Origin of the sequence: Pseudomonas sp. HR96 (assembly GCF_034059295.1) — a bacterium.
Lineage (GTDB): Bacteria > Pseudomonadota > Gammaproteobacteria > Pseudomonadales > Pseudomonadaceae > Aquipseudomonas.
Genome location: NZ_CP139141.1, coordinates 2,829,517 through 2,849,649 on the forward strand (window position 1 = coordinate 2,829,517; position 20,133 = coordinate 2,849,649).

Genomic DNA, 20,133 nt, shown 5'->3' on the forward strand with positions numbered 1-20,133 from the left:
CCCTAGCGCCCCCTCCTGAGGTTTCAGAATTCCACAGACGCTGGACACCGGCTCTCGCCAGTCCAGCACCTGCCTGACCGGAATTTATATTCGACCTGGACGTACCGCGCAAACAAAAACGCGGCCAGCGGCGAGAAAATATCGGATACAACTGTGTAATTGCGCCCATGGGCTGCGACGCGTCTAATCAGCACATTCCACAGGAGAGAATGGTATGACAACACGCGCCAAAACCTTCATGACCACCCTTAACAATCCACAACCCCGAGAGCAGGTGCTCATTGCGTACCTCGCAGTGACGATGTTGATTGCCGGTGTCTACCAGACCGCGCAGATTACAGATCCGATCGCCGCCGTCGGCGTCCCCAACGAGCTCGCACCACTACTGGTCGTGGTCATCTTCGCGCCGATTTTGGCTTACCTGTTCCGCAACTTGCGAACCCTACACTCAAGATTGAGGATCAAGCGTGTGTACACCGATGAGGTGTATCAAGGGCTCGCCAAATTGGGTCAACGCATGGCCATCGCTGCTCGAGTAGCCAGAGTGGTTCTGAAATTGAAGAACGTATCTCTTCTAGCTGTTGGCTTAGCGCTGCTGGCAGCGTGGTTTCACTAAGCGAGCTTGATGCTTGCAGGATTTCTCGGCTGTGGAAGGGATTCCAGTCCTGAGCCTAGCTTGATAGGCAGAAACTCTGCCGGTCATCGCGCCTTTCCGATGGATGTCTCAAGCTCGTTCTCTATCGCCTGGAAAACCTCCTCCAGATTTGGATGCTGCCCCGCCTGGCGAAGTCCCCTAATCAGGGTTGCCAGCTCGCCGGCTTGCTCAACAGACATCTGCAGATCGCAGTACACGTTTTCATCGGACTGCTTGAATGCCTTGAGCCCAGAGGGGCGATGCAGTGGATCGATGACCAGCTCACTGGCGTTTATCCACCCTTCAGGAAGGTGGCCCGCTGACTTAGTTGTGGCCGATCGCCGGAAGCCCTTTCCTAACAGTATGTAAATGGTATCGGAGGTTTGGAAAATGCCACGACCATCATATTGGGTCGCGTAGCCGGCCAAGATCGAGTCACCTTTCTTAAATCGGCCTCGGCTATGGTGCTCAACGTAATGGCCGCAGAGCAGCATTGGAAGACGAGTCGCCTGAGGGCCTGCCTTATCAGACCCAGCACTTGCCGTCCCGTCCTCCATACTCGTGGGAGCCCAGGCCAGACTGAAATCTGCGTCCAGGACGTCAAGGACAATCCAGGAATACAGGCCACAAACCGCCTTGGTGGTTTCCGCACCGAGCGCTTCTAAGGTCGAAATGTCCTTGGAGGAAGCCCCTTCCTGTAGCTCCCCGTTCAGGTCAACCAGCCCTACGGATTTAGACACGTTGGCACTCCATCGATCGGCGTCACGAGGACGGCCAATGCTGCAAATTAAGCGGCCGCAATCCCGGCCAGTTGCTTAACGAATATTCCCTGAGGGTTGGGGACGTCGGATGCAGCATGGCTAGGCTAAGCATCTGCTCGCCCCCGATCGTGAACCAGCACATATCGACTATTGGCGATAGTCACTGCAACCACATACCCAGCCTCTTCGTACAACGACATGACCACAGCCGTACGAATCAGGCGACCATCTATGAAGCGACCCGTGCGATCCATGTTGATCCTCCCGATCACACAGGGAAATTTCGCCTCTGGCATCCATAGGTAGGCAGTGATGGCCTCGGCAAATTTGACCATGGACGCCTTCAAGATAAGCTCTGGCCTTTCAATCGCGGTCGCCATCACTACCTCTTTCTTGGGGGAGCTCGGAAACGATCACGTAATGATCGGACGCAGCCACCGCGCGTAGTAGTTGAAAGCCACCCTGCGTGGATATGTGCTCTACCGCGGGCGTTGCGACCGTCATGCCATCACGCGCTCTGCCGGAGCGATCGCAGAAAACAGTGGCTGCGTATCTATCCCCCACCCGACCGGCATCCATGAGATAGGCGTCGACAAGAACCCCCCAGTCATAGGTCATCGCACGCTCGACTGCTGCCGGTAACGACGAGTGGCCGGCCGCCGTGCGTGCGATGTGTGGGGTGGTCTTGGGTGATCCGGTCTTTCGTTTCAAAACATCAGTGCTCATCAGATTTGTATTTCGAACAGGGGATCAAAGCCTGTTTGCTCTCGCGGGTATCCCCGAGGGTTTGAGATGACCCGACAGCCGGCCAGCTCGACATCCACTGCCTGATGCGTATGACCAAATACCCACAGATCTGCCTTTTCGATAAGCCCTGGCCAGTCATTCGTATACGCGGCATTGAGGTGGCCATCATGTTTGGTACCGACCACCGCGGGCGATGGTGAGTGATGGGTTACGACAATCGTTTTGCCTTCAAAAGGCTGGGCAAGCTGCTGGGCTAGCCAGGCCTTGGCGGCATGATTGCGAGTGACAAGGTCATCGGGTCTCAGGCGTCGGTATCCCGCATCAGCCCGGATGTAATTGAAGTCGTTCATCCACTGCCAAGCCATCTTGCTCGCAGCCACCTGATCGCCCGTTGAGGAGAAGTCAGTCCACGCTGCGGTGCCCAAGATACGGGTGCCATTGATAATGAGTGAATCATTTTCCATGACATGCACGTGGCTTTCTGCGGCATCTCTCATTTTGCGCAGCGTCCTGTCGATATGGCCGTCGTAGTACTCATGGTTGCCGCATATGTAAGCGACCTTGCACTCGAACGTTTCATTTGCCCACTTCACGCCACGGGCCTTCTTGTCGATGTCCCCCGCGAGAATGACCAAGTCGACGTCGGGATCGAGCGCCGGCGGATCAAAGCGGTGAAATTCGTTATGCAGGTCTGAGTAAATTCGTAGCTTCATCGGTCGGTCACTTGGGAATTTGCTGTGTTTCGATTTGATTTACAGGTTGTACGGCTTTAGTGCTTCCACACCTGTTTGACCTTCGCACGGGCACCGCTATGAGCTGCTGGTTTCGAGTGTGTTTGATAGTCTATGGGGCCATAACAGCTTCACCTGTGTAGATCCGTATGCCGGATGGCTAGTGGCGTACGCCAGAAAAGCGTGGGCTCAATCCATCCGGCGCCAATTCGCAAACGACATATGCACTGCCATTGCTCGTCTCGAAGACGTGATATCCGTGGCTCTCGAACTGCCGACGTAGGGTGGACGTCCTAATGGTCGCACCATCTCGAAAGCGCCCACGTTGTTCTTGGTAAACCACACCTACCAGGCAGTTGATTTCGTGCTCCACCCTCGCACAGCACATGTAAGCGGTGGCCGGGAATTCGAACCGCATACCCATAGCACGCTCGACGCTTTCGGGCGTTGAGGTCGGCTTGACCTGGGCTCTGCAGCTCGCCTAGGTGTAGAGGATAAAAATCACAATCGACGGTTTAGGGCTAAATTGATATCTGGTAGAGAGATGTCGCCCTGAGCCGCTGCCCTCGCCCGCCTGCCTGCCTAAACCCACGCAGCGGTAGGTCGAACCACGCGCTTGCGCCGTAACCTTACGACTACTATATACGGTAGAGTGTTACGGCACAACATGGCTACATCCTCGGTTTTGAGGATTGCCTGTGTCGATGAAGGTACCTTTAGCCGCAATCCTTCGCGCGCTGCGAGCTCACAAAGGGTTGACCCAGGAGTCAATTCCCGAAGGGAGCAATCGTCAGTACCTGAGTCAGCTTGAGCACGGCAAGTCGAGCCCGACATTGGACAAGCTGCAGGACTTATCGGAGGCATACGGGGCGTCTCCCCTATTGCTAGTCGGCGCAGCCACGCTGATCCAGGAAGGCATAACTGTTGATGCGCTCGTAGAGAGATTCGCAGACCAGATGCGCGAACTGGATGCCGCCGGCACACTCGCGGCAGCGCGGGCAGAGTTGGATGACAATGGGCTACGTAGCAGGCCAGCCGGCCGGGTGATTGATCGCGATCTGAAGGCTGCGATTCAGGAGTGCAAAGCTCAGGGCTTGAGCCAGGCGCAGACGTCTCAGAATCTTGGTGTGAACAAGATGACTGTCAGTAGGTATTGGCGCGACTAGCTAGTTGATTATTGAGGGTTATTATCATATCGCGAATGTTGGCCCCAATCATTACCCCAGCAGAACAGCATATAGCGCAATGAAGACACCTTTCAGGAGAGCTGCCAGCCAAATAGCAAGTGGCGCTCAATAGCTCACAAATAAATGTAATTTTTTACTTTGCTTGGTTTCTGTGGATCGATAAACTTCAAAACAGATGCAGCGTCAGGATAGAATCGCTCAACTGCGTCTTCGACAAGATGTGGTAATACATAGTCCGCGGTGCCGGATTTGCATCCGCAGCGCAAGCTAGACAATTCTTCCAGGTAAGATGGCGATACAAAGTAAGCGCCATATTCTTCTGAATCATCGGCCGAAGGTGACCATGGAATATCTTTGTAGGTATGAGAGAAACTGGAATTAAGGGTCTGTTCTACCTTCATGTTGTGGAACTTCACAACCGTCTCTCCGCTTTCGGCAGTACCGATCAAAAAAGCGCCCCACACGCTGTAGAATCCCACCAATTTGTTGTTAAGGCTATTCTTAAACTCCGCCAAGGGGCAATGGTCACGGCTGCCATATGTCGAATATGTACATTGACCTCTCCCGACTGCCAACGCCAGATCATTTGTCGTTAAGGCGTTCATCAGCCAACAAACGTACGCCAACGAGGCAAAACAGCTAGATCCTGGCTGCAAATGCATGCGCTGGTGAAGCGTTAAATTGATAAAAGAACGAAGACATTTTCTATGCTTTGAAATGTACGTTTTCCATATGTGCCTCCTGAGAGATTTTACACACCGAATCTGATCTATTTTTGAAATCGATACAACACCCATGCACTGGACGTCGTATAGTCTCCGCTTGGCGGGGTCAGCGCCCCAAAAGCCGGAAACTCCCCCTTCTCGCTCAAAAGAGTATTCAAGACTAAGCCTCGTAACAGGAAAGCTCAAACGAGCATTAAATAGTTTTGGGACATTAAGTTTATCCTCCAGATATCGCAAGATCATATCATCTAGGTCGTGTTTAAAGCTTCGTGACTCTACCCAACGGAATATATCACCGCCAACTAGTTTTTTCGAAGCCGCTAACCACACTGTAAAGTCACGATACCAAGAACTCATCACCTGGAATTCCGGTGCTGAAAAATCTGGGATAACGAGCTGCCCAGCAAGTGACGAGATATGTCCACAAAAGCGCTCAGGATCTGATGGAAAGCTTCGAGAGTGTTGTGAAGGCAGATGGAGTAAATTTAACAATTCGTAGCACTTGGGGCAGCTAACAAGTTTATCACCGTGCCATGGGCACGACTGAATTTTTTGGAGGCAAAATATAGATGAATGGTAACCGATTTTAATGCAACTAGGGCAATGCCATACTTGAGGCCCAGCGTAATGAAGGTGGTCTCTGGGTATCATCGTAAGAAAACTGTCATCCAAAGCACCACGCTGGAAACCGAGCGTATCTTCCAGCCGTCCCTGGTCGATGGAGCCTTTTGCCCACCAACTAAAACTATGATGGTCTTCGATGCTTGGATTTTTAATTAGATCGATCACCTGGCGTCCGCTGACCTTATTGATGAGCAGAACCTTCACCAGTATCAGCCAAATCGACTCGAAAGGCGCTAGGCGCCTTATGAAAGATAATACTTGGCGTTCATTCATCATCTGGGGCCTTCGGCGGTTTGATACTCATTAACGCAGCGAACTGACTCATTTCAGAGCTCGCAATTGCGCTTTTGATATCTTTCTCATTGAACGCGAAACCCTCTTCGTCTTTCAGTCTTGCGCCGACAAGTAGGTATGACATTGTTAAAAAGATATGCTCTGTGGGTATAGTGTGGGCACCCACCGCTGCCACGCAGCTCATGGAATGCCTATAGATCTCATCTGCCATTGACATCAGCCTAAAGCCCGCATGGAACGCTTTCGGCAGAAAAAATTCTGTGAAACTGCACGCGCTGCCATGAGGATAAGCCGAACCCTCGTCGAAATACGCCAGAATCGTACTAAGCCACTCAACACTTCCACAGCCAACAAAGTCAATTTTTCTACCTAGAAACCTGGCCAATATGGCCATATGCTTACCCGCATGCAACGAGTTACGGACGTTCTCAATTTCAGTTTGTGCAAACCCCACAGTCGTAAGTTTTAAGCCACGCGTGCTGAGAATATTTTGCACCACCTGAAGATGCTGATAGTCCTTGTAGTCTAGGGCCTGCATCTCATCAATTACCAAGATAAAATGAGTACTACCGAGGCTGGCAAGCTCACAGATGATGTGATCTATCACAGCATCTCGAAGGCCGCTCAATTTAGTCCTAGGCTTGACTACCAGACCAATAGCTTTGACCATTGAATGGATAATACTTTCCTCTCGGGCTATATCCGCGGTGACAAATTTCACATACCGATTGGGAAAATCGTTACGCAAAATTGCTACGATGGCGGTTGCACACTGAGTTTTTCCCATCCGAGGTACTGATTGGAAGTGAACGCTTGGCATGCTCAACCAAACTTGCTCGCGAACCTGTTTGTACGCCCACTCAATGGTCGGCGTCAACACAAAGTAACTTCGAAGAACGATAGGATGACCTTCCAGAAGCTGATCTCGCACGGATGTTATTTTGGGGTCAAAATCAAGCACTGGAAGTCTCCGATCTACTTGAATAAATTCCTAATATTCAGAACTGTATCTGGAACCACCGAGTCGTAAGATTTAGTCGGATCTATGAGTGGCTCAGTGCTAGGCTTTGAAGGTTTGGCTGGCGCTGGTGTCGCGGGATGCCCTCCTGGTGCCGGCTGTAAGGGAGGCAGTGGCTGACCCGACTCATGCAGCGCTTTTTTATATGCGGACGCAGCGCCGGCGTTCTTCCGGTCATTAGGCGTTTCCACAATTTTTTCTTTAGACGCATGGAGTGACTGCGCTTTTTGTGCTTGATAGTGAAGAAATGCTATGACAGGGTCGTCTGAGTGCGCGAGAATAAGTAGTCGGGCTCGCAACAGTTTGTTGATTGCTTTTCTGGTTCGACGACTGTGTTTGGTCTTCTCCCATCCACCCGTAGCGGTCAACGTACCAAGTGGTGATCCATCTGGCAGAAATGCTTCAACAGATCTCATATCGCTCTCGTCGATTTCGACGGTTAGGAATTCACCTATGAGCCACGTCGAATACGAAAGGACTTCACTTTTATACCTAACCCGATCAATTTGAGTGTACCCCCTAACCCCCTTGAGCGGATAGCCGATGACCTTCACTCGTGCAACCGTCTTTTTGAATGCTATTGATGGGAGAACTGCTGCAATAGGGCTCCGAGGAATGTAGCTGAAGTTATCGCGCTCCAAATACTGGCCAATCATATCTAATGGACTTAACCCACCCTTGCCTTCAGAAGGTAGGCCGTTTGCCATTGCGTGATGGTAATACAACATTTCCTCAACTTCGTCTGCTTCGATCCGGTATTCAACTGCAGCCTTGATTCCCGCGGCAGCCACGCCAGGCGTTGAACTGGCGCGATTGGGCATCCGCATCATATAAGCAGCAACTTCTTTGAATGCACGCTCAACATTGGGCCTGCGTTCAAATTTTGCCGGCGCGCCATAGCATAACGAAACCCCGAGCAGTTTTCTAAGTTCGAATGAGACAATGGTCGCTTGATGCGCTAACGCGTTATCAAAGAATATACAGCTAGGCAGAGAGCCTACCAAAGCTGGAAATCTCTCGGTAGGGAAGCCAGCGCCGTCGGGCAGGGTTAGATTTAAATTATTAGTGCGGGGCTTTGGCAGTACACTTCTTAAAGACTCTGTAATAATATCAACAATATCTTGGGAGGTAACCTCCGGACTGTACACCACCTTCATCCACCATACAGCCGAGGCTGCCTTTTCAACTATCGCGATCAAGCTGATTTTCTTAATTGGCACGTATGTCAATAAATCCGCGCTATTTCGCACCGCTACGACAAAATGGGCATCAACCTTATGCGAGTCAATTTCAAAAACATCTAGAAAGCCATTTAGTTTTAGAATAGAGTCAACGCCTCGTCCTACTGCCAATTGTGCAATTGCCTCGCTACTTCCTGATATTCTTGTGAAGGAATCAAAGTATCTGAGTTTAATCTCCTTCAAAAAGGCTGCCACGGTTCGATAGCCCTGATACTCCACATTTAGCGGCCACTCATTTGCTGGATGTCCTTCCGCTTTCAAAAAGGCATGAAAATGGTTGAATAACGCCTTGGCGTTCATATTTATTTCTTTGGGCGCTTTCTTTGATTTCTTAGGTATTACTTTGCCGATCAGATACTGCTCTAGATCAGGATATTGCCTGAAGAGTGCGCCTAGAGCGCCTGCATAGCCTCCGCGGGCTGATTCACCGGGATTTTGCATGGGAGCGACTCTCTCGTAAGTCGCAATCCTAAAGTGTGGTATCAGAGCGGTATAACCTGCCACCATTCCGTTGGAACACACTGACATGCAACGCTTCGTGAAGCGTCGCACATCCGAAGATGGGATATTGGTGCTGTTGAAGATATCTTCCAGCGGCGCACCGTCAACGTACATATCAACCGCCAGTTTTCTCGCATCAAAAATCTCTTTGTCTGATTCACTCATCAGACTCGTATGTACGTCACTCCAGGGCCGAGTGGCTTCCATTGCGGTGATAATTTCTCTACGAGATCGTCTAGCTTTCACTTAACGACCACCATGTTGAGCGCCCAAAATCAGACATGCTCAAATTTTTTTGTTTGATGACCCCTTGAAAAATAAACTTAGCAACGATCCCGACCACTATCATTTCATCACTCATGGAAGTGCTGCTAATTACTTCCTGGATATCGCCACTCTTAAGGATTTTAAGGGTATTTAAGATAGTTTCTTCCTCAAATGGCCATTTCTTGTAGCGCATCTGGGCTACAAAAGGCAGAAGTCTAAGCAATCTTGCTGCGTATTTTGCTCGAATGACAAGATAGTCTTCCGTTATTGCTCGATATGTAATGTTTCGGACGCTGCCTTCTTCAAGCTGAAACGTCGCAGAGAAAGCATCTACATGTCCAGTCTTCGACGTTATATGGTGTATCTCCTCACACCCCGTTTCAAGAATTACCTGAATGGCTTCAATCGGTTTAAAATTATCCTTAGGGTCATTAACTTGAATCTGGATATTATAGCCAAACTTGAACGACTTCACATTTCTATTAACTTCCAGATCAGCCAGCCAATAGATCAGCTCATTATTGCTGGCCAGTGATAAGTCCCGATTGAGTTTAACACTGTAGCAAAGCCACAGGTTATTCGTGGTATTGGTTCGCTGGCCATGTGCTGCGGCTAATCTCCCCCTCATTTTACTTTTGAGTGATGGCATGGTGAGCACCTTTGTCAAGCCGCTGTCTTTCACCTATCTCACAGGATGGCTACAACTTCAAGGGGCGTTGGAAGAGAACAAACCCTAAGACCGGAGATATCTGTACGCTCTGAGGTTTTTATGCGGTCTGATTTTTCGTACGTATGCGGAGCATTTTTTGTCTTGCATACATCATAATAATAAGAACGCAGCTTTGTTTGAAACTCCTCCCGCCAAGGCCCTTGCTGTGGTATTTTTTGGCAACAAGGGGCGGTAGGCCTATCGCTTGCGATAAAATAAATTCAGCACCGGCGCCCGCCAATCTGATTACACGCACTCAAAATTTCTTTACTTCTTAAAGCCACGCTCTCCGTCCAGCACAGGATGCGCGTGACACCATACTCACTAAAATCAGACGGACGGCATCACCCGTTGGGGATGTGCTTAGACTCGACTGCCTGCCGGTTATTGCGTCACACACTAGATTGGCGTCGAGCAACCGAATCCCTCAAGAGAAACCCGGCTGCGACGCAGCCGGCCTTGTCCGACCAGCAGCCGTGTATAGACGGCCTTCTACTCCGATGTTCTTCGGACGTTCATCCAGAGCGTTCTGCTGTTTCAGTTACTGATGCCGGAGGCTCGCCTGCGCTGATTCCCAGGCTACTGGGTCAGCGCGAGTCTATTAATGCTGCATCTACTGGTATTCGACGAAAGATTTTCCTGACCGAAATCCCTGCCGTAGGAATACATCTGCGTCTCCAGAGTCTGAGTACAGGTTCTGCTTAGAGCGACCAACTGGCACTTTTAGTGTGGCTGTCGGATGCGGCACTGCCGCTGGATTCGTGCAGTTACGCACGCAACGCGGTTTCACCCGTTAGGAGTCTGGTTCTCTATCTCTCGTGAATATGCACCAACAACGTGCACGCTTTTCCTTCTCGGCTGTATGCCTTAGAGTATTATTGCTTCAAATGTAGGCCTTAGATTAATATCACTTCAATTTTTATTGAAGTGAATGTTGCGGCAAACCTAAGCCTGGTTAGGGATTGTAGGCTGTAGGTTATTGATTTGAATAGAAAGGCTTCGACGGAGTTTTAAGGTAAGATTTACTTCAGAGCACTCCTGTAGACACCAAAAATCGACCTATCGTGTTGTTATACATGAATATTATCGGGTTTTAGCCCGAATTTACGCCGAGTTGCGGCGCAGCCCTTTTTTGCAAAAACCACCAGAATGGTCGAGCACGAATCTAATCCCCCAAAATAGCCTGAAAGCCCCGTATTTCATGGCCTCCAGCCAAATTTTCACAAACGAAGATAAACGCCCACCTTTCATTTACTCGGAGAAACGTCGGCTGGTTAAGTCTCTGGATTGGTATCAAGGCAGCCCTCGCGCCTAGAAGCCTTGCTGTGCGGGGCTACGGGCTGTTTTTCTGCACTGACAGCGCCACTTCCGAAGCTACGTCAGCCCGGTAAGTACTGACGCGCTCAATCAACATCCTCACGCTAGGCGTTAGCCCAGGATCACCGCTCGACCACCTCGTGGCCACGCACGCGCTCCAGTGAATCCGGATAGTTGCGGGCTGTTTATTCAACAACAAGTAGAAACGTCATTTTTCAATAATCTGTAGAAATGTTTAATGTTCATAAACCTGTAGAAACGTAAATTGCAAAAACCTGTAGAAATTGATTCTGATGAAATGTGATTGAGCTGCTACCGCTGCAAAGAAAACCTGCTCGACACCTTTACTCATCAACAGCCCATTGCAGTTGCGACCGATGCAATATCCGATGATTGAGCGTCACTACAGGGCGATTAGCGTAAACACACGTAAATACGCTTAAAGCACATAAACCCGAACAATTTACCGCCGGGCACTGAAAGCCGAAAACCAACTCTGTTACCCACTGCATTTATCTGCAATGGGCCTGGCCGGCCATAGCCCAATGCGCGCTGGTACTGCGGTCGGTTAACGCGACCGGCCGCTCCAATTTTGTCGATAAATCCTGCGTAACGCTTAGGCTGTCCTCGCCAGCCGCCAGCCGCCAGCCGCCAGCCAGCACCCGGAGTCCGCCCAGGCAAGCCAACCCGTAGGCGTGCTCCCAGGCCAACCCCGACCTCCCGGCAGTCCCTGTACTCAATTTACGTCAAAAAAGAGTAATGCAGACATCCGAATTGATACGCTCAATTAACAAGTAAACCCTGCGATAAAAATGCCTGAGAAAATTAACCCTCCGATTAAATAACCCTGTCGACAATATAAGTTAAAGCCGAACACCAAGAATTCAAAGTTAGAAAGCCAGCGCGGCTAGTACAGCCAAAGATGTAAGTCAAGGTTTGCTGTCGAATTCTATCAGCCATCTAAGCGTCATGAAATTTCAAAGAGTGGAGTTGCGCATCGGTACGTAGGGGCGCTAGTATCGGGCATTGTCAAACGATCATTCTATTAATCAGCGGATGGCGAGAGCAGGGTTGAGACACGCACCCTTCCAACTTCCAGTTACTCCCAATACTGGAAGTTTCTCGCAGAGCTAAACACTTGGTGAATCCTTCTAATGCCTCAGCTGCCACGGCCCATTTTCGAGTCCTATGAGATCTTCATTGATCAGGACTTTAGTTCGCCTGAGCCTGGCATGGTGTGCGTTCGAGTTTACTTGGACTCATTTCAGCCTGAGGTTGAGGCACACAAGGGTTACCTCGCGGCGCGCAGTTTTCTGAGGTCATTCTCGGACAACAGCTTCACGTTTACGTCTTACCGTACACATGTGGAACGATTGCTCCTATGGTCGATGCTTGTTAAGCGCAAACCTTTCAGCCAGCTCAAACGTCAAGACGCCGAGGACTATCTTGAGTTCTGCCGAAACCCGCCGTCGGACTGGATTGGCCCAATTGTTCGCGGGCGATTTGTCTCCAGCAGCCACACAGAGTCAACGTGGGGCGATCTGGTTATGCCGAACGAAAAATGGAGGCCGTTCAGCCTGAAGTCTTCCAAGGCTGCTCATCGTGAGAAGGAATGCTGTGATCAGCCCCTGGATATGGCAGTCCACGCTAGCTACCGAGCGTCTCAAGGCACCATCAATCAGGTGTACTCAATCAGTAGTCGTTTCTTCGAACACCTGGTCGAAGACGGCGCAGTCGCTGCAAACCCCTTCCGGATGATCAAAAAAAAGGGGCAGAATCGCAGCACTCCACAAGAAGAAGGCGCTCATCGGGCGTTGACGCCTCTTCAATGGGACTACGTTCTGGAAACCGCTGAACAGATGGCGCTGGTCGAGCCTGACCGTCATGAGCGGACGCTGTTCATCCTAGCTACCCTCTTCGCCATGTACCTTCGCGTTTCAGATATCGTCGGCAGGCCCAATTGGCAACCGGCCATGGGCGATTTTCGACAAGACGAAGAGGGAAATTGGTGGTACCACGTCATCGGCAAAGGCAACAAAGCCGGCAAGGTTGCCGTTAGAGACGAGTACATCACCAGATACCTGAAGCGCTACCGGCGTTTTGTTGGCCTTCCAGCGCTTCCACAGTGGGAGGAAAAGACACCTCTGCTCACGACGCTGCGCGGCAGATCAGGTCTTTCAGGACGACAAGTGCGCGCCCTCCTCCAGGCTGTTTTCGATAAAACGTTGTCCCGGATGCGAGATGAAGGCCGAGAGGAGCACGAGCTGATCAGTCCTGAAGCTGCTTCCGCCCATTGGCTGAGGCATACGGCAGCAACTTTTGATGCGCCGCTGCGCAGTGCCAAGGATCTACAGTTGGACTTACGCCACAGCAGCCTCAGTACGACTCAGAACGTCTACTACCACTCGCATGACCAAGAGCGCAGTCGATCTGTCAAGAAAATCGGTATGCGTGACAGGGGGTAATCTTCGCCCGGGCAAGGTAGATACCAAGGCAGCGGCGCGGTAGAAAACGTGATTTGGCGGGGACGAGTGGGCTGCGCGAAGCGATCTTCATTGGAGGCGGATTGACCGTCATGCACAGGGAACGGGAAGCTGGGGTGATTCGAGACCAGCTTGCGCATGTTTTACCGGGACACGCCCATGACTTCAGCCAAGTCTGTGAGGCCTACAAGATCGGGTGTCGCTCCAATCAGCTTAGCGTCAGGCACCGCGCGGCGGACATCGGCTAATGCGCTTTCGACTGCTTCTCTAACGTTGCTAGCCTCTCTCACGAACTCAAGACCAATTCGGCCAGATTGCCCAATGCCCACCAGTGCATCGTCACACCCCTCCTCTACCAGTTGCTCAATGAGCGCGTCGATGTCAGTGTCGCAGGTTGTTAACTGATACTTGAGAGTGAAGGTAAATTCCATCTTTATTGCTCCGAACTTCGGGGATCGCTCGACTACCTTTGAGCCAGGTCGCGCTGGACTTCAGGCCCCAGTGACTGATCTGCAGTATGAAAAAACACGGCAACGTTATCAAATGACAACCTTGCAGGCGTTTGAGCATTGATCTGGTGATACGATCCCCATGCACCCATAACGGCAAGCGATACCACAATGGATCCAGGCTAATACGCCACACGGCTTGATCGTGCGCTTCCAGAGCATTAGCCGCAGGTGTGCAGTACAGGTAGGAACCTTAAAACGTGTAGTCTCGACGGTCGTGCAAGCGTCGTGATTTGACGTCACGAAGGACAGCGACCAGACTGCAAGAGAGCTGCCGTAGATCAGCGCTTCAGTCCCCCAAGCTTGGGTTGTAGATCATCCACACTGGACGCTACTCGCCCACGGGTATTCCCGTGTCCGTAGAACGTCCAGACAAACATGTCCTTGCCACTGCACATCATTTAAAGCAGCGGGGACTATCTAAACCGACTTATGCAGCGGTGTAAGCAGCCTCCGCCACCCGGTCAATCTAACTAGTCACCCGTCACTGCCGGTTATCATATTGATCCCAGCCTTGGTCGCGCCAGCTGTCATCCACGCTGGCCCCTCCGGTGGTATCGATCAGCACTAGACCCGCCCTACCAGCTTTCGCATAGATCAGTGCTCCACGGCATAGCAGCGTGTCCCCGGCAAAGATACGATCACCCACAGGATCTCCGCTGAGCGTACCTCCATCTTCGATAGACCAAGACTGCTGGGAATGCCAAAGATCATCAGCTTTCCACTCACCATCCATCTCGGGATCGTCTTCGTAGCTAGCGCCTGTGTCGGCCATGGCCCCAGCAACGTCGTCGCTATCGTAGATAGCTCCTGCAAGAGCTTCCTGCGCATGCAGATCGTAAAAATCCTGGACGCCAACGAACACCGGCACTGGGCACAAGGCCTTCAAGGTAGCGATACAGCGGGGCACAACTTGATCGGCCGGCAGGGTTAAGCTCTGCGCACGAGCCAGGCCCTCTGGTTCGTTCAATACCAGTAGTTCAGCATCATCCAGGTAATAATCTTGCCCGGGGAGGCCTTCCTCGACCCTCAACGCGGCGAAGCTCTTGTAGCCAAGCAATGCTGCCAGGACTTCAAGGACGGGCTGGTGTTGAACAGTGTGCCCTTGCTGGGCCAAAAATTTACGAGCCTGAAATGAAGCAGGCGTGAGGAAATCAGCCATGTTCGGTCTCCGAATGTCTGTAGGCAACGCTGAGTCGTTTTGTCGTTGCACACAGCCGGGTATCCGGAAATGTCTGCAAGTATTGAGGTAGAGCTATTGGATTGCGCCCTTTTCAAGCCGACCAGAACTTAGGCGGGGTGGCCTGCTCGTAGATTAGCCCTCCCACGCTCACAAGTGCAAGAGGACAAGCTTGTGGAGCTCGCCAGAGCATGGAGCGGCGGCCCAGTTTCGTGCCACGCCAGTCGTCGTTAAAATTTTTCAAGGGGGTGGGAGTCAACTATTTTCGCAATCGCGGACGAACAGTCGTAGTGCTAACAAATTGGCAATGCTTTCAGGACTTTTGTGAGGGTCAGCGATTATTTTTTGGACATTTTTGACGGCAGCACCTGCTAGCCCGAGCTCAGCAGTTCCACTAGATAATCATCTTTAGCCCGCTCATGACTGAAGTCGTCGTTCCCATACTCAGATTGGAGCCCGACGCACCCGGCAAACCTCAGGCGCTTGCATGCATTAATTCAATCACCAACGCTGATAGCGTGTTGCTCCAAGACCCTTGAGCCAAAGCTGTTTGTGATGTAAAAAATGCAGCTGAAATGCCATGGCATCGGCAGTAGAAAGCCGCCATGGTCCCGCGTTCAGTACGGTAGCTGTAGTGAACCTAATTCCTGAGGCCGGGGGCTTTTATGGGCATAATATTTGGGCGCCAGATGCCGAGTGGTTCAAAGGCATCAAGAAAGATGATGAAGTCATCGTCTTGGGTATGTGGGATGCGTACACCTCCAAGCCCCAAAAGCCCTCGAAGGAAGGGGCGTTCAAGACGCTCACCAAGCGTAGGCTCACCACACATCTGGTTCTCAAAGCTCAGATTTCCAAGCTCGTTGAGTGAACCGTTCCGCGAACGCGGCGTGTATGGCGATAGCCATCCACGTCTCGTCCGTGAGGTATTGGGCACGCTTTATGAAGAAGTCACGCCCAAGTGAGTACCACCTGTTGGCGCCGCCCCCTATTAGAGTATGAATCGATGTATCAGATGCTGCCCGATTGAATATGAATTAGGCCTGCCTAACACGCCAAGAAGCTGACGAAAAATCCAATCACTCAGCAAGCCGTTCGCTTCTTCGAGACTGAATTCTCTACCGACGATACTGGATAACGCAGCTGTATGGATGCAGGGTGAGAGTTTTCACGACCCCGGCATCGCGCCCCCAGCAGTCAACAGGCCTATCTCGCTTGGCAATTCCCGCAAGATATGATGAATCCTGTAACCAGCCAACAGGCAATGCAGTCTTCGTCCCCGAACAACGCCGATCACTACCAAGGAGTGCACTATGCCAGCCAATTACCCACCAGAGTGGTTCCAGATGGCGGACGTCCGGCGGCGTCGACTATCGGCTTCCATTTGGATTCCCTTACGTCAATCTGAAGTGTTGTATCAGGAAGGCGCTGACAGGGAACCTGGCACATTTGAAGAAACACTTTGCGTCGGCTCACTGGCGGTCTACACGGATCAGCGAGAGTTAGGCGATACTCTGGGTTGGAGCTCCATCGGGTTGATTCATTCCCCTGGGCCTTACGCATTCAGCAATGGCCGCTACAAGCCAGCAGATCAATACCTTCACGATGACAACGAGCCGCCGGTAGGGGTTGAGCTCGTCCTTCTGAATCATCTAAACAGCGACCACGATACTCAATGGCTAGTCAACCAAGATTTAATTCTGGCGCTGCGATTGATGCAGGAAGGTGATTCATGGGTAAGCCCCAATGAGGGCTACATGGAGGTTATCCGGCAGCGCAGGCATAAAGATGGTCGGGTAATCGCCATAGAAATCCGTGCTGAACATCTACGCGATTATTTATGCGCACGCGGTCTTGCCCTCAGGTTGTCGCAATACCGAGAACGTAAGCAATATATCGCAGATGCTTCTCACATCCCATGGCATGGCACGCCTGTCGAAGAAAAGAAGGCCGACGAGCTATTTAAATTGCATACCTTTAGCATAAGAGCCGATGGAGGCCTGCTGGGCCGAACGTCCGTGATGAGAGTATGGCGCACAGATGTTGACTCTGAAGAAGATGTCCCGGCATTTGCTGCCGAAGACACCAACAATACTGCCTACGAGCATTATGAAGTCAAACACTCAGGACTCACCTATGAGCAGGTCGACGGTAGGCTCTGGCGTGACGAGTTGGTAGAGCCCGCTTTTAGGAGCGAACGAGTTCGTGTACTACACCACAGGCGCCGGCGGTGAAAGGCAGTCGGCGAGCGCGCTTTACGATGAGGATATCGGGCTGTACCTATGGTTCAAGGCTGAGGTGATTGAAGCCTTGTTAGCGTTCAAGGGTTCAGCGTTGGGGTGGTATACATCGGGCACTGGCTCGGTCAAATGCTCGCCTGACTACAGTGTTCATTTTGGAGTGAATGAACAGAGCCACATCAACGCGCACGCATACGACATCGTCAAGCTTCCCCTTTGGCAACAAAAGATATGGCATGGGTTCAACATCTCGCCAGACGGCCGCCCCTCCCGCGAATTGTTGGCGTCCCAATTCGAAACCAATCCCGCAGACACCACAGCGCCGGAAGAGATGTTCAAGATAGTGATTTCCAAGCTCAATGCTTTCTTCTCTGAACGCTTCGACGGCCCGCTGTTTAAACCCCATGACCATGCGGCTGATATCCTACGCAACTGTCACCGATTTCGAGCCTTGGACAAAAATGGGGTACTGGCCTTGGCCAAAGCCATATCTAGACTCACTGTGGACTCTGTCGACGTTGATCACTTGAGGCAGCTTGTGAAGGTTGACCCCAAGGAGAAACTAGGAAGCTTGAAACTCCTGGAGCGCCTGCTGTTGAAGTACTGCGACAAGGACGTGGCTGGCCAGATCATGACGCCGCTGCATATCGCTTATGGCCTGCGCCTCGGCGACGCTCACCTGCCTTCAAAGACTGATCTGGAGGACGCGCTTCGTGATCTGAATGCAGCTGACGGAGCTCATCCCGTCAAAATCGGAGCCACCCTGCTAGCCCGGGTTAGTATCAGCCTCTATGAGATAGGGGACACCCTCTACGCGGGCCTTCAAGCTGAGGACGAACGTCTGAGCCCGTCTGCGAATCAGGCCTCGACGAAAGCCCCGTGACGTCAGCCGCTGGGCTGGCGGGCGCTGTCGGGCTCCTGTCGTGTTGTGCCATTGGGGGCTGCCGCATCATGAGTCCTACCAACCTTCTGATGGAGCGAAACAATGAACAGCACCACGTCTGGCCAGCCTCGCCTGTTGAACCTTGAAGAATTCGCTGCCCTTATTCGCAAAATGCGCGAGGTCTTTCAGTGGTCACAAGAGACCCTGGCCGAGCTCGCGGGTCTGAACGTGCGAACTGTCCAGCGCGTCGAGAACGCAAAGTCAGCGAGCTTCGATACCCGCCGCGCGCTCGCGCGAGCATTCGAGATCGAAGACATCGACGCATTCAACAAGCCCTACATCATTCCTACCGAAGAAGAGCTCAAGGAAGAGAAAGCCCGCTTTGACCGAGACTACATCACGCTCCCGACCTTTCCCCTGTCGACTGGCCACCAACTCGCCAAGCTCGCAGAAGGTTCTACGGTCGATATCTGCCAGCCTGGTTTTGAAATCAAACGTGAGGCGCATGAGGTCTTTGCGGCGCTCATCGACTATTTCCGTGAATATCGGGACTGCGCCAGCGACTACCCGGAAACTTCAAAATTTTCGGTGTACGACGAGATGCAGGAGCTCCTCGATGAACTGCTCACGCTGCAGGTGTCGATTCAGTGCGCAACGCGTGAGGTACACCTGAAGGTGTCGGGCAGCCAGCCCGATGCGAAGCCCATGACTGCCCAGATGACGTACCTGATTGCCTTCGAACAGGGCAAAGCTCCTGATGAGTTCGCGGTGCAGAAGAAACTGGATTTCAGTTTCTAAGTCCTGCAACCATGAGCAAGGACGCTTATCCCACCGCACCCTCGCTACACAGTGAGGGCTCAAACACTGAGGGAACGGCGGAAGGCGGGCCATCAAGATTTGGCTGCCCCCGGAAATCAAAGATCGGCTGTGGCACAGCAACGGGCAGTGTCTCGGGGAGCACATACTCATCAGTGCCAAAGACCACTCCTTTGATGGTGTGCTTGATGAGGCTGCCATTGACGTATTCGATTCGGGGCGCATCCGAAGCCTTGCGGCCACGCACGTAGTATCCACCTGAAACCGGCCAGGTCATCGAAGTGGCCTCGCAAGCGACGTGCGAGAAGAGCACCAGGTTTTGCCCGCCCTCTTTCTGCACCGATTTGAAGATAACCCCGTCAAAGCGCGGCACGTAATGGGTTGCCAGGTATTCGGCAATAACCTGCGTGATCAGGTAGCTGCGCTGGTTTCCAGGATTCACGGGGGCTGTGATCTCGTTATGCAGGTAGCGAAGAAATTCCTGCCGTCCCGTTTTCTCGAAATACTTTGGGTCAAAAAAGCTTGGTGAAGGGCCGAGGTCTGCGCTCTCAAACCGGCCAAAATCCAACACCCTCACGTCTGCATTTAAGCGAAATTGGCCGCTGACCACATCGCTGCCCACCCGAGGTCGAAGCTCAGCAACGCACGTTTCGCGGTCAAAGGCGCCATAGAATGCAGGTACCCCGGCAGGATTCATCCTGCCCTCGCCTGCTTTCTCCTTGGGGGGGGGCGCACCGAGATTGCGGGCTGGATCAGCGCAAATAACCTCGACTTCCTCATTCCCTGAACATGCCCGAGCACGGAAAAAAGGGGCTGCATTATCGGGAGTGAGTAGGCGCACCACCGAGTTTTCTTCAGATGATGCGGAATAGTGATCCATCCCTTTGAACAACCACCCCAGGAATTGCCTGGCGCTGTCATTGAAGTAGCGGTTGCCATGGGTCACGCCTTCCTGAAACTCACACCACTGGTGCCCGACATTGTTGGGAGTGAATGGCAGGAGGACATAGTTGGTGTCGTTGCTATAGGAGGTCAGATCGCGGTAGACCTCTTGAACAATGGGAACGATCGTGTCGCAGTCAAAAAGCTCACTAATCCAGTAAACCGCATCCTCACCTTCCTGAGCGTCACAAGGGCCGTCAGACGTCCAGCGAGGCATGTAATCACCCTCACGGATATACGAGTCCAGCACCCTCTCCACCTGGGCGGTGATGCTGGCTAATGGAACACACTTGCGCTTGGTTCCGCAGAGGCTGCAGGAGGCTGACG

The 20,133-nt window shown here is 52.0% G+C and carries 16 protein-coding genes and 1 pseudogene; 7 read left to right on the forward strand and 10 right to left on the reverse strand.

Annotated elements, in window-relative coordinates; all coding sequences use genetic code 11:
• The first annotated feature begins 214 nt into the window (after positions 1 to 214).
• Positions 215 to 616: a hypothetical protein gene (locus tag SFA35_RS12660; protein WP_320570867.1), complete on the forward strand. Its 402-nt coding sequence runs from the start codon at positions 215 to 217 to the stop codon at positions 614 to 616.
• Between the two features lie 83 nt (positions 617 to 699).
• Here SFA35_RS12660 and SFA35_RS12665 read toward each other — a convergent pair whose 3' ends face one another.
• The 3 genes from SFA35_RS12665 to SFA35_RS12675 all read right to left on the reverse strand — a co-directional run bounded on the left by SFA35_RS12665 (position 700) and on the right by SFA35_RS12675 (position 2,855).
• A complete protein-coding gene (locus SFA35_RS12665; protein ID WP_320570868.1) occupies positions 700 to 1,374 on the reverse strand; it encodes a DUF6957 family protein in 675 nt (224 codons plus the stop codon).
• A 125-nt stretch (positions 1,375 to 1,499) separates the two neighbouring features.
• Positions 1,500 to 1,775: a hypothetical protein gene (locus SFA35_RS12670; protein WP_320570869.1), complete on the reverse strand. Its 276-nt coding sequence runs from the start codon at positions 1,773 to 1,775 to the stop codon at positions 1,500 to 1,502.
• A gap of 345 nt (positions 1,776 to 2,120) precedes the next feature.
• Complete coding sequence (locus SFA35_RS12675) at positions 2,121 to 2,855, reverse strand: metallophosphoesterase (RefSeq protein WP_320570870.1); 735 nt, start codon at positions 2,853 to 2,855, stop codon at positions 2,121 to 2,123.
• 722 nt (positions 2,856 to 3,577) lie between these two features.
• On the opposite strand from SFA35_RS12675, the gene SFA35_RS12680 reads away from it, so the two are divergent.
• The gene (locus SFA35_RS12680; RefSeq protein ID WP_320578994.1) at positions 3,578 to 4,039 is read left to right on the forward strand and encodes a helix-turn-helix transcriptional regulator; all 462 of its coding nucleotides are present in this window, start codon (positions 3,578 to 3,580) and stop codon (positions 4,037 to 4,039) included.
• Between the two features lie 134 nt (positions 4,040 to 4,173).
• Here SFA35_RS12680 and SFA35_RS12685 read toward each other — a convergent pair whose 3' ends face one another.
• The 4 genes from SFA35_RS12685 to SFA35_RS12700 all read right to left on the reverse strand — a co-directional run bounded on the left by SFA35_RS12685 (position 4,174) and on the right by SFA35_RS12700 (position 9,379).
• Positions 4,174 to 5,682 (reverse strand): hypothetical protein, encoded by a 1,509-nt coding sequence (locus SFA35_RS12685; RefSeq protein WP_320570871.1) that lies wholly within the window; start codon positions 5,680 to 5,682, stop codon positions 4,174 to 4,176.
• Positions 5,675 to 6,664 carry a hypothetical protein gene (locus SFA35_RS12690; protein WP_320570872.1) on the reverse strand — a complete coding sequence of 330 codons (990 nt, stop codon included), beginning with the start codon at positions 6,662 to 6,664 and terminating at the stop codon, positions 5,675 to 5,677. Before SFA35_RS12690 ends, SFA35_RS12685 begins: the two co-directional genes overlap by 8 nt.
• Positions 6,665 to 6,678: 14 nt before the next feature.
• On the reverse strand, positions 6,679 to 8,628 hold the full coding sequence (locus SFA35_RS12695) for a hypothetical protein (RefSeq protein ID WP_320570873.1): 1,950 nt from the start codon (positions 8,626 to 8,628) through the stop codon (positions 6,679 to 6,681).
• 70 nt (positions 8,629 to 8,698) lie between these two features.
• Positions 8,699 to 9,379 carry a hypothetical protein gene (locus tag SFA35_RS12700; protein WP_320570874.1) on the reverse strand — a complete coding sequence of 227 codons (681 nt, stop codon included), beginning with the start codon at positions 9,377 to 9,379 and terminating at the stop codon, positions 8,699 to 8,701.
• A gap of 2,531 nt (positions 9,380 to 11,910) precedes the next feature.
• On the opposite strand from SFA35_RS12700, the gene SFA35_RS12705 reads away from it, so the two are divergent.
• Positions 11,911 to 13,221, forward strand: coding sequence for a site-specific integrase (locus tag SFA35_RS12705; RefSeq protein ID WP_320570875.1), 1,311 nt, complete (start codon positions 11,911 to 11,913; stop codon positions 13,219 to 13,221).
• Between the two features lie 95 nt (positions 13,222 to 13,316).
• Here SFA35_RS12705 and SFA35_RS12710 read toward each other — a convergent pair.
• A pseudogene (locus tag SFA35_RS12710) lies at positions 13,317 to 13,670 on the reverse strand (DNA-binding protein); the annotation flags it as partial.
• A gap of 562 nt (positions 13,671 to 14,232) precedes the next feature.
• The gene (locus SFA35_RS12715; protein WP_320570876.1) at positions 14,233 to 14,910 is read right to left on the reverse strand and encodes a hypothetical protein; all 678 of its coding nucleotides are present in this window, start codon (positions 14,908 to 14,910) and stop codon (positions 14,233 to 14,235) included.
• A gap of 598 nt (positions 14,911 to 15,508) precedes the next feature.
• Between SFA35_RS12715 and SFA35_RS12720 the strand changes: the two genes are divergently transcribed.
• The 4 genes from SFA35_RS12720 (at position 15,509) to SFA35_RS12735 (ending at position 18,846) form a co-directional block, all read left to right on the forward strand.
• On the forward strand, positions 15,509 to 15,796 hold the full coding sequence (locus SFA35_RS12720) for a hypothetical protein (protein WP_320570877.1): 288 nt from the start codon (positions 15,509 to 15,511) through the stop codon (positions 15,794 to 15,796).
• A gap of 442 nt (positions 15,797 to 16,238) precedes the next feature.
• The gene (locus SFA35_RS12725) at positions 16,239 to 17,159 is read left to right on the forward strand and encodes a hypothetical protein (protein WP_320570878.1); all 921 of its coding nucleotides are present in this window, start codon (positions 16,239 to 16,241) and stop codon (positions 17,157 to 17,159) included.
• Positions 17,131 to 18,048, forward strand: coding sequence for a hypothetical protein (locus SFA35_RS12730; RefSeq protein ID WP_320570879.1), 918 nt, complete (start codon positions 17,131 to 17,133; stop codon positions 18,046 to 18,048). Before SFA35_RS12725 ends, SFA35_RS12730 begins: the two co-directional genes overlap by 29 nt.
• A 102-nt stretch (positions 18,049 to 18,150) precedes the next feature.
• Entirely contained in the window at positions 18,151 to 18,846 is a 696-nt protein-coding gene (locus SFA35_RS12735; protein WP_320570880.1) for a helix-turn-helix domain-containing protein, read from the forward strand.
• Positions 18,847 to 18,871: 25 nt separating this feature from the next.
• On the opposite strand, the gene SFA35_RS12740 is transcribed toward SFA35_RS12735, so the two are convergent.
• Positions 18,872 to 20,023 carry an RES family NAD+ phosphorylase gene (locus SFA35_RS12740; protein ID WP_320570881.1) on the reverse strand — a complete coding sequence of 384 codons (1,152 nt, stop codon included), beginning with the start codon at positions 20,021 to 20,023 and terminating at the stop codon, positions 18,872 to 18,874.
• Positions 20,024 to 20,133: the final 110 nt, after the last annotated feature.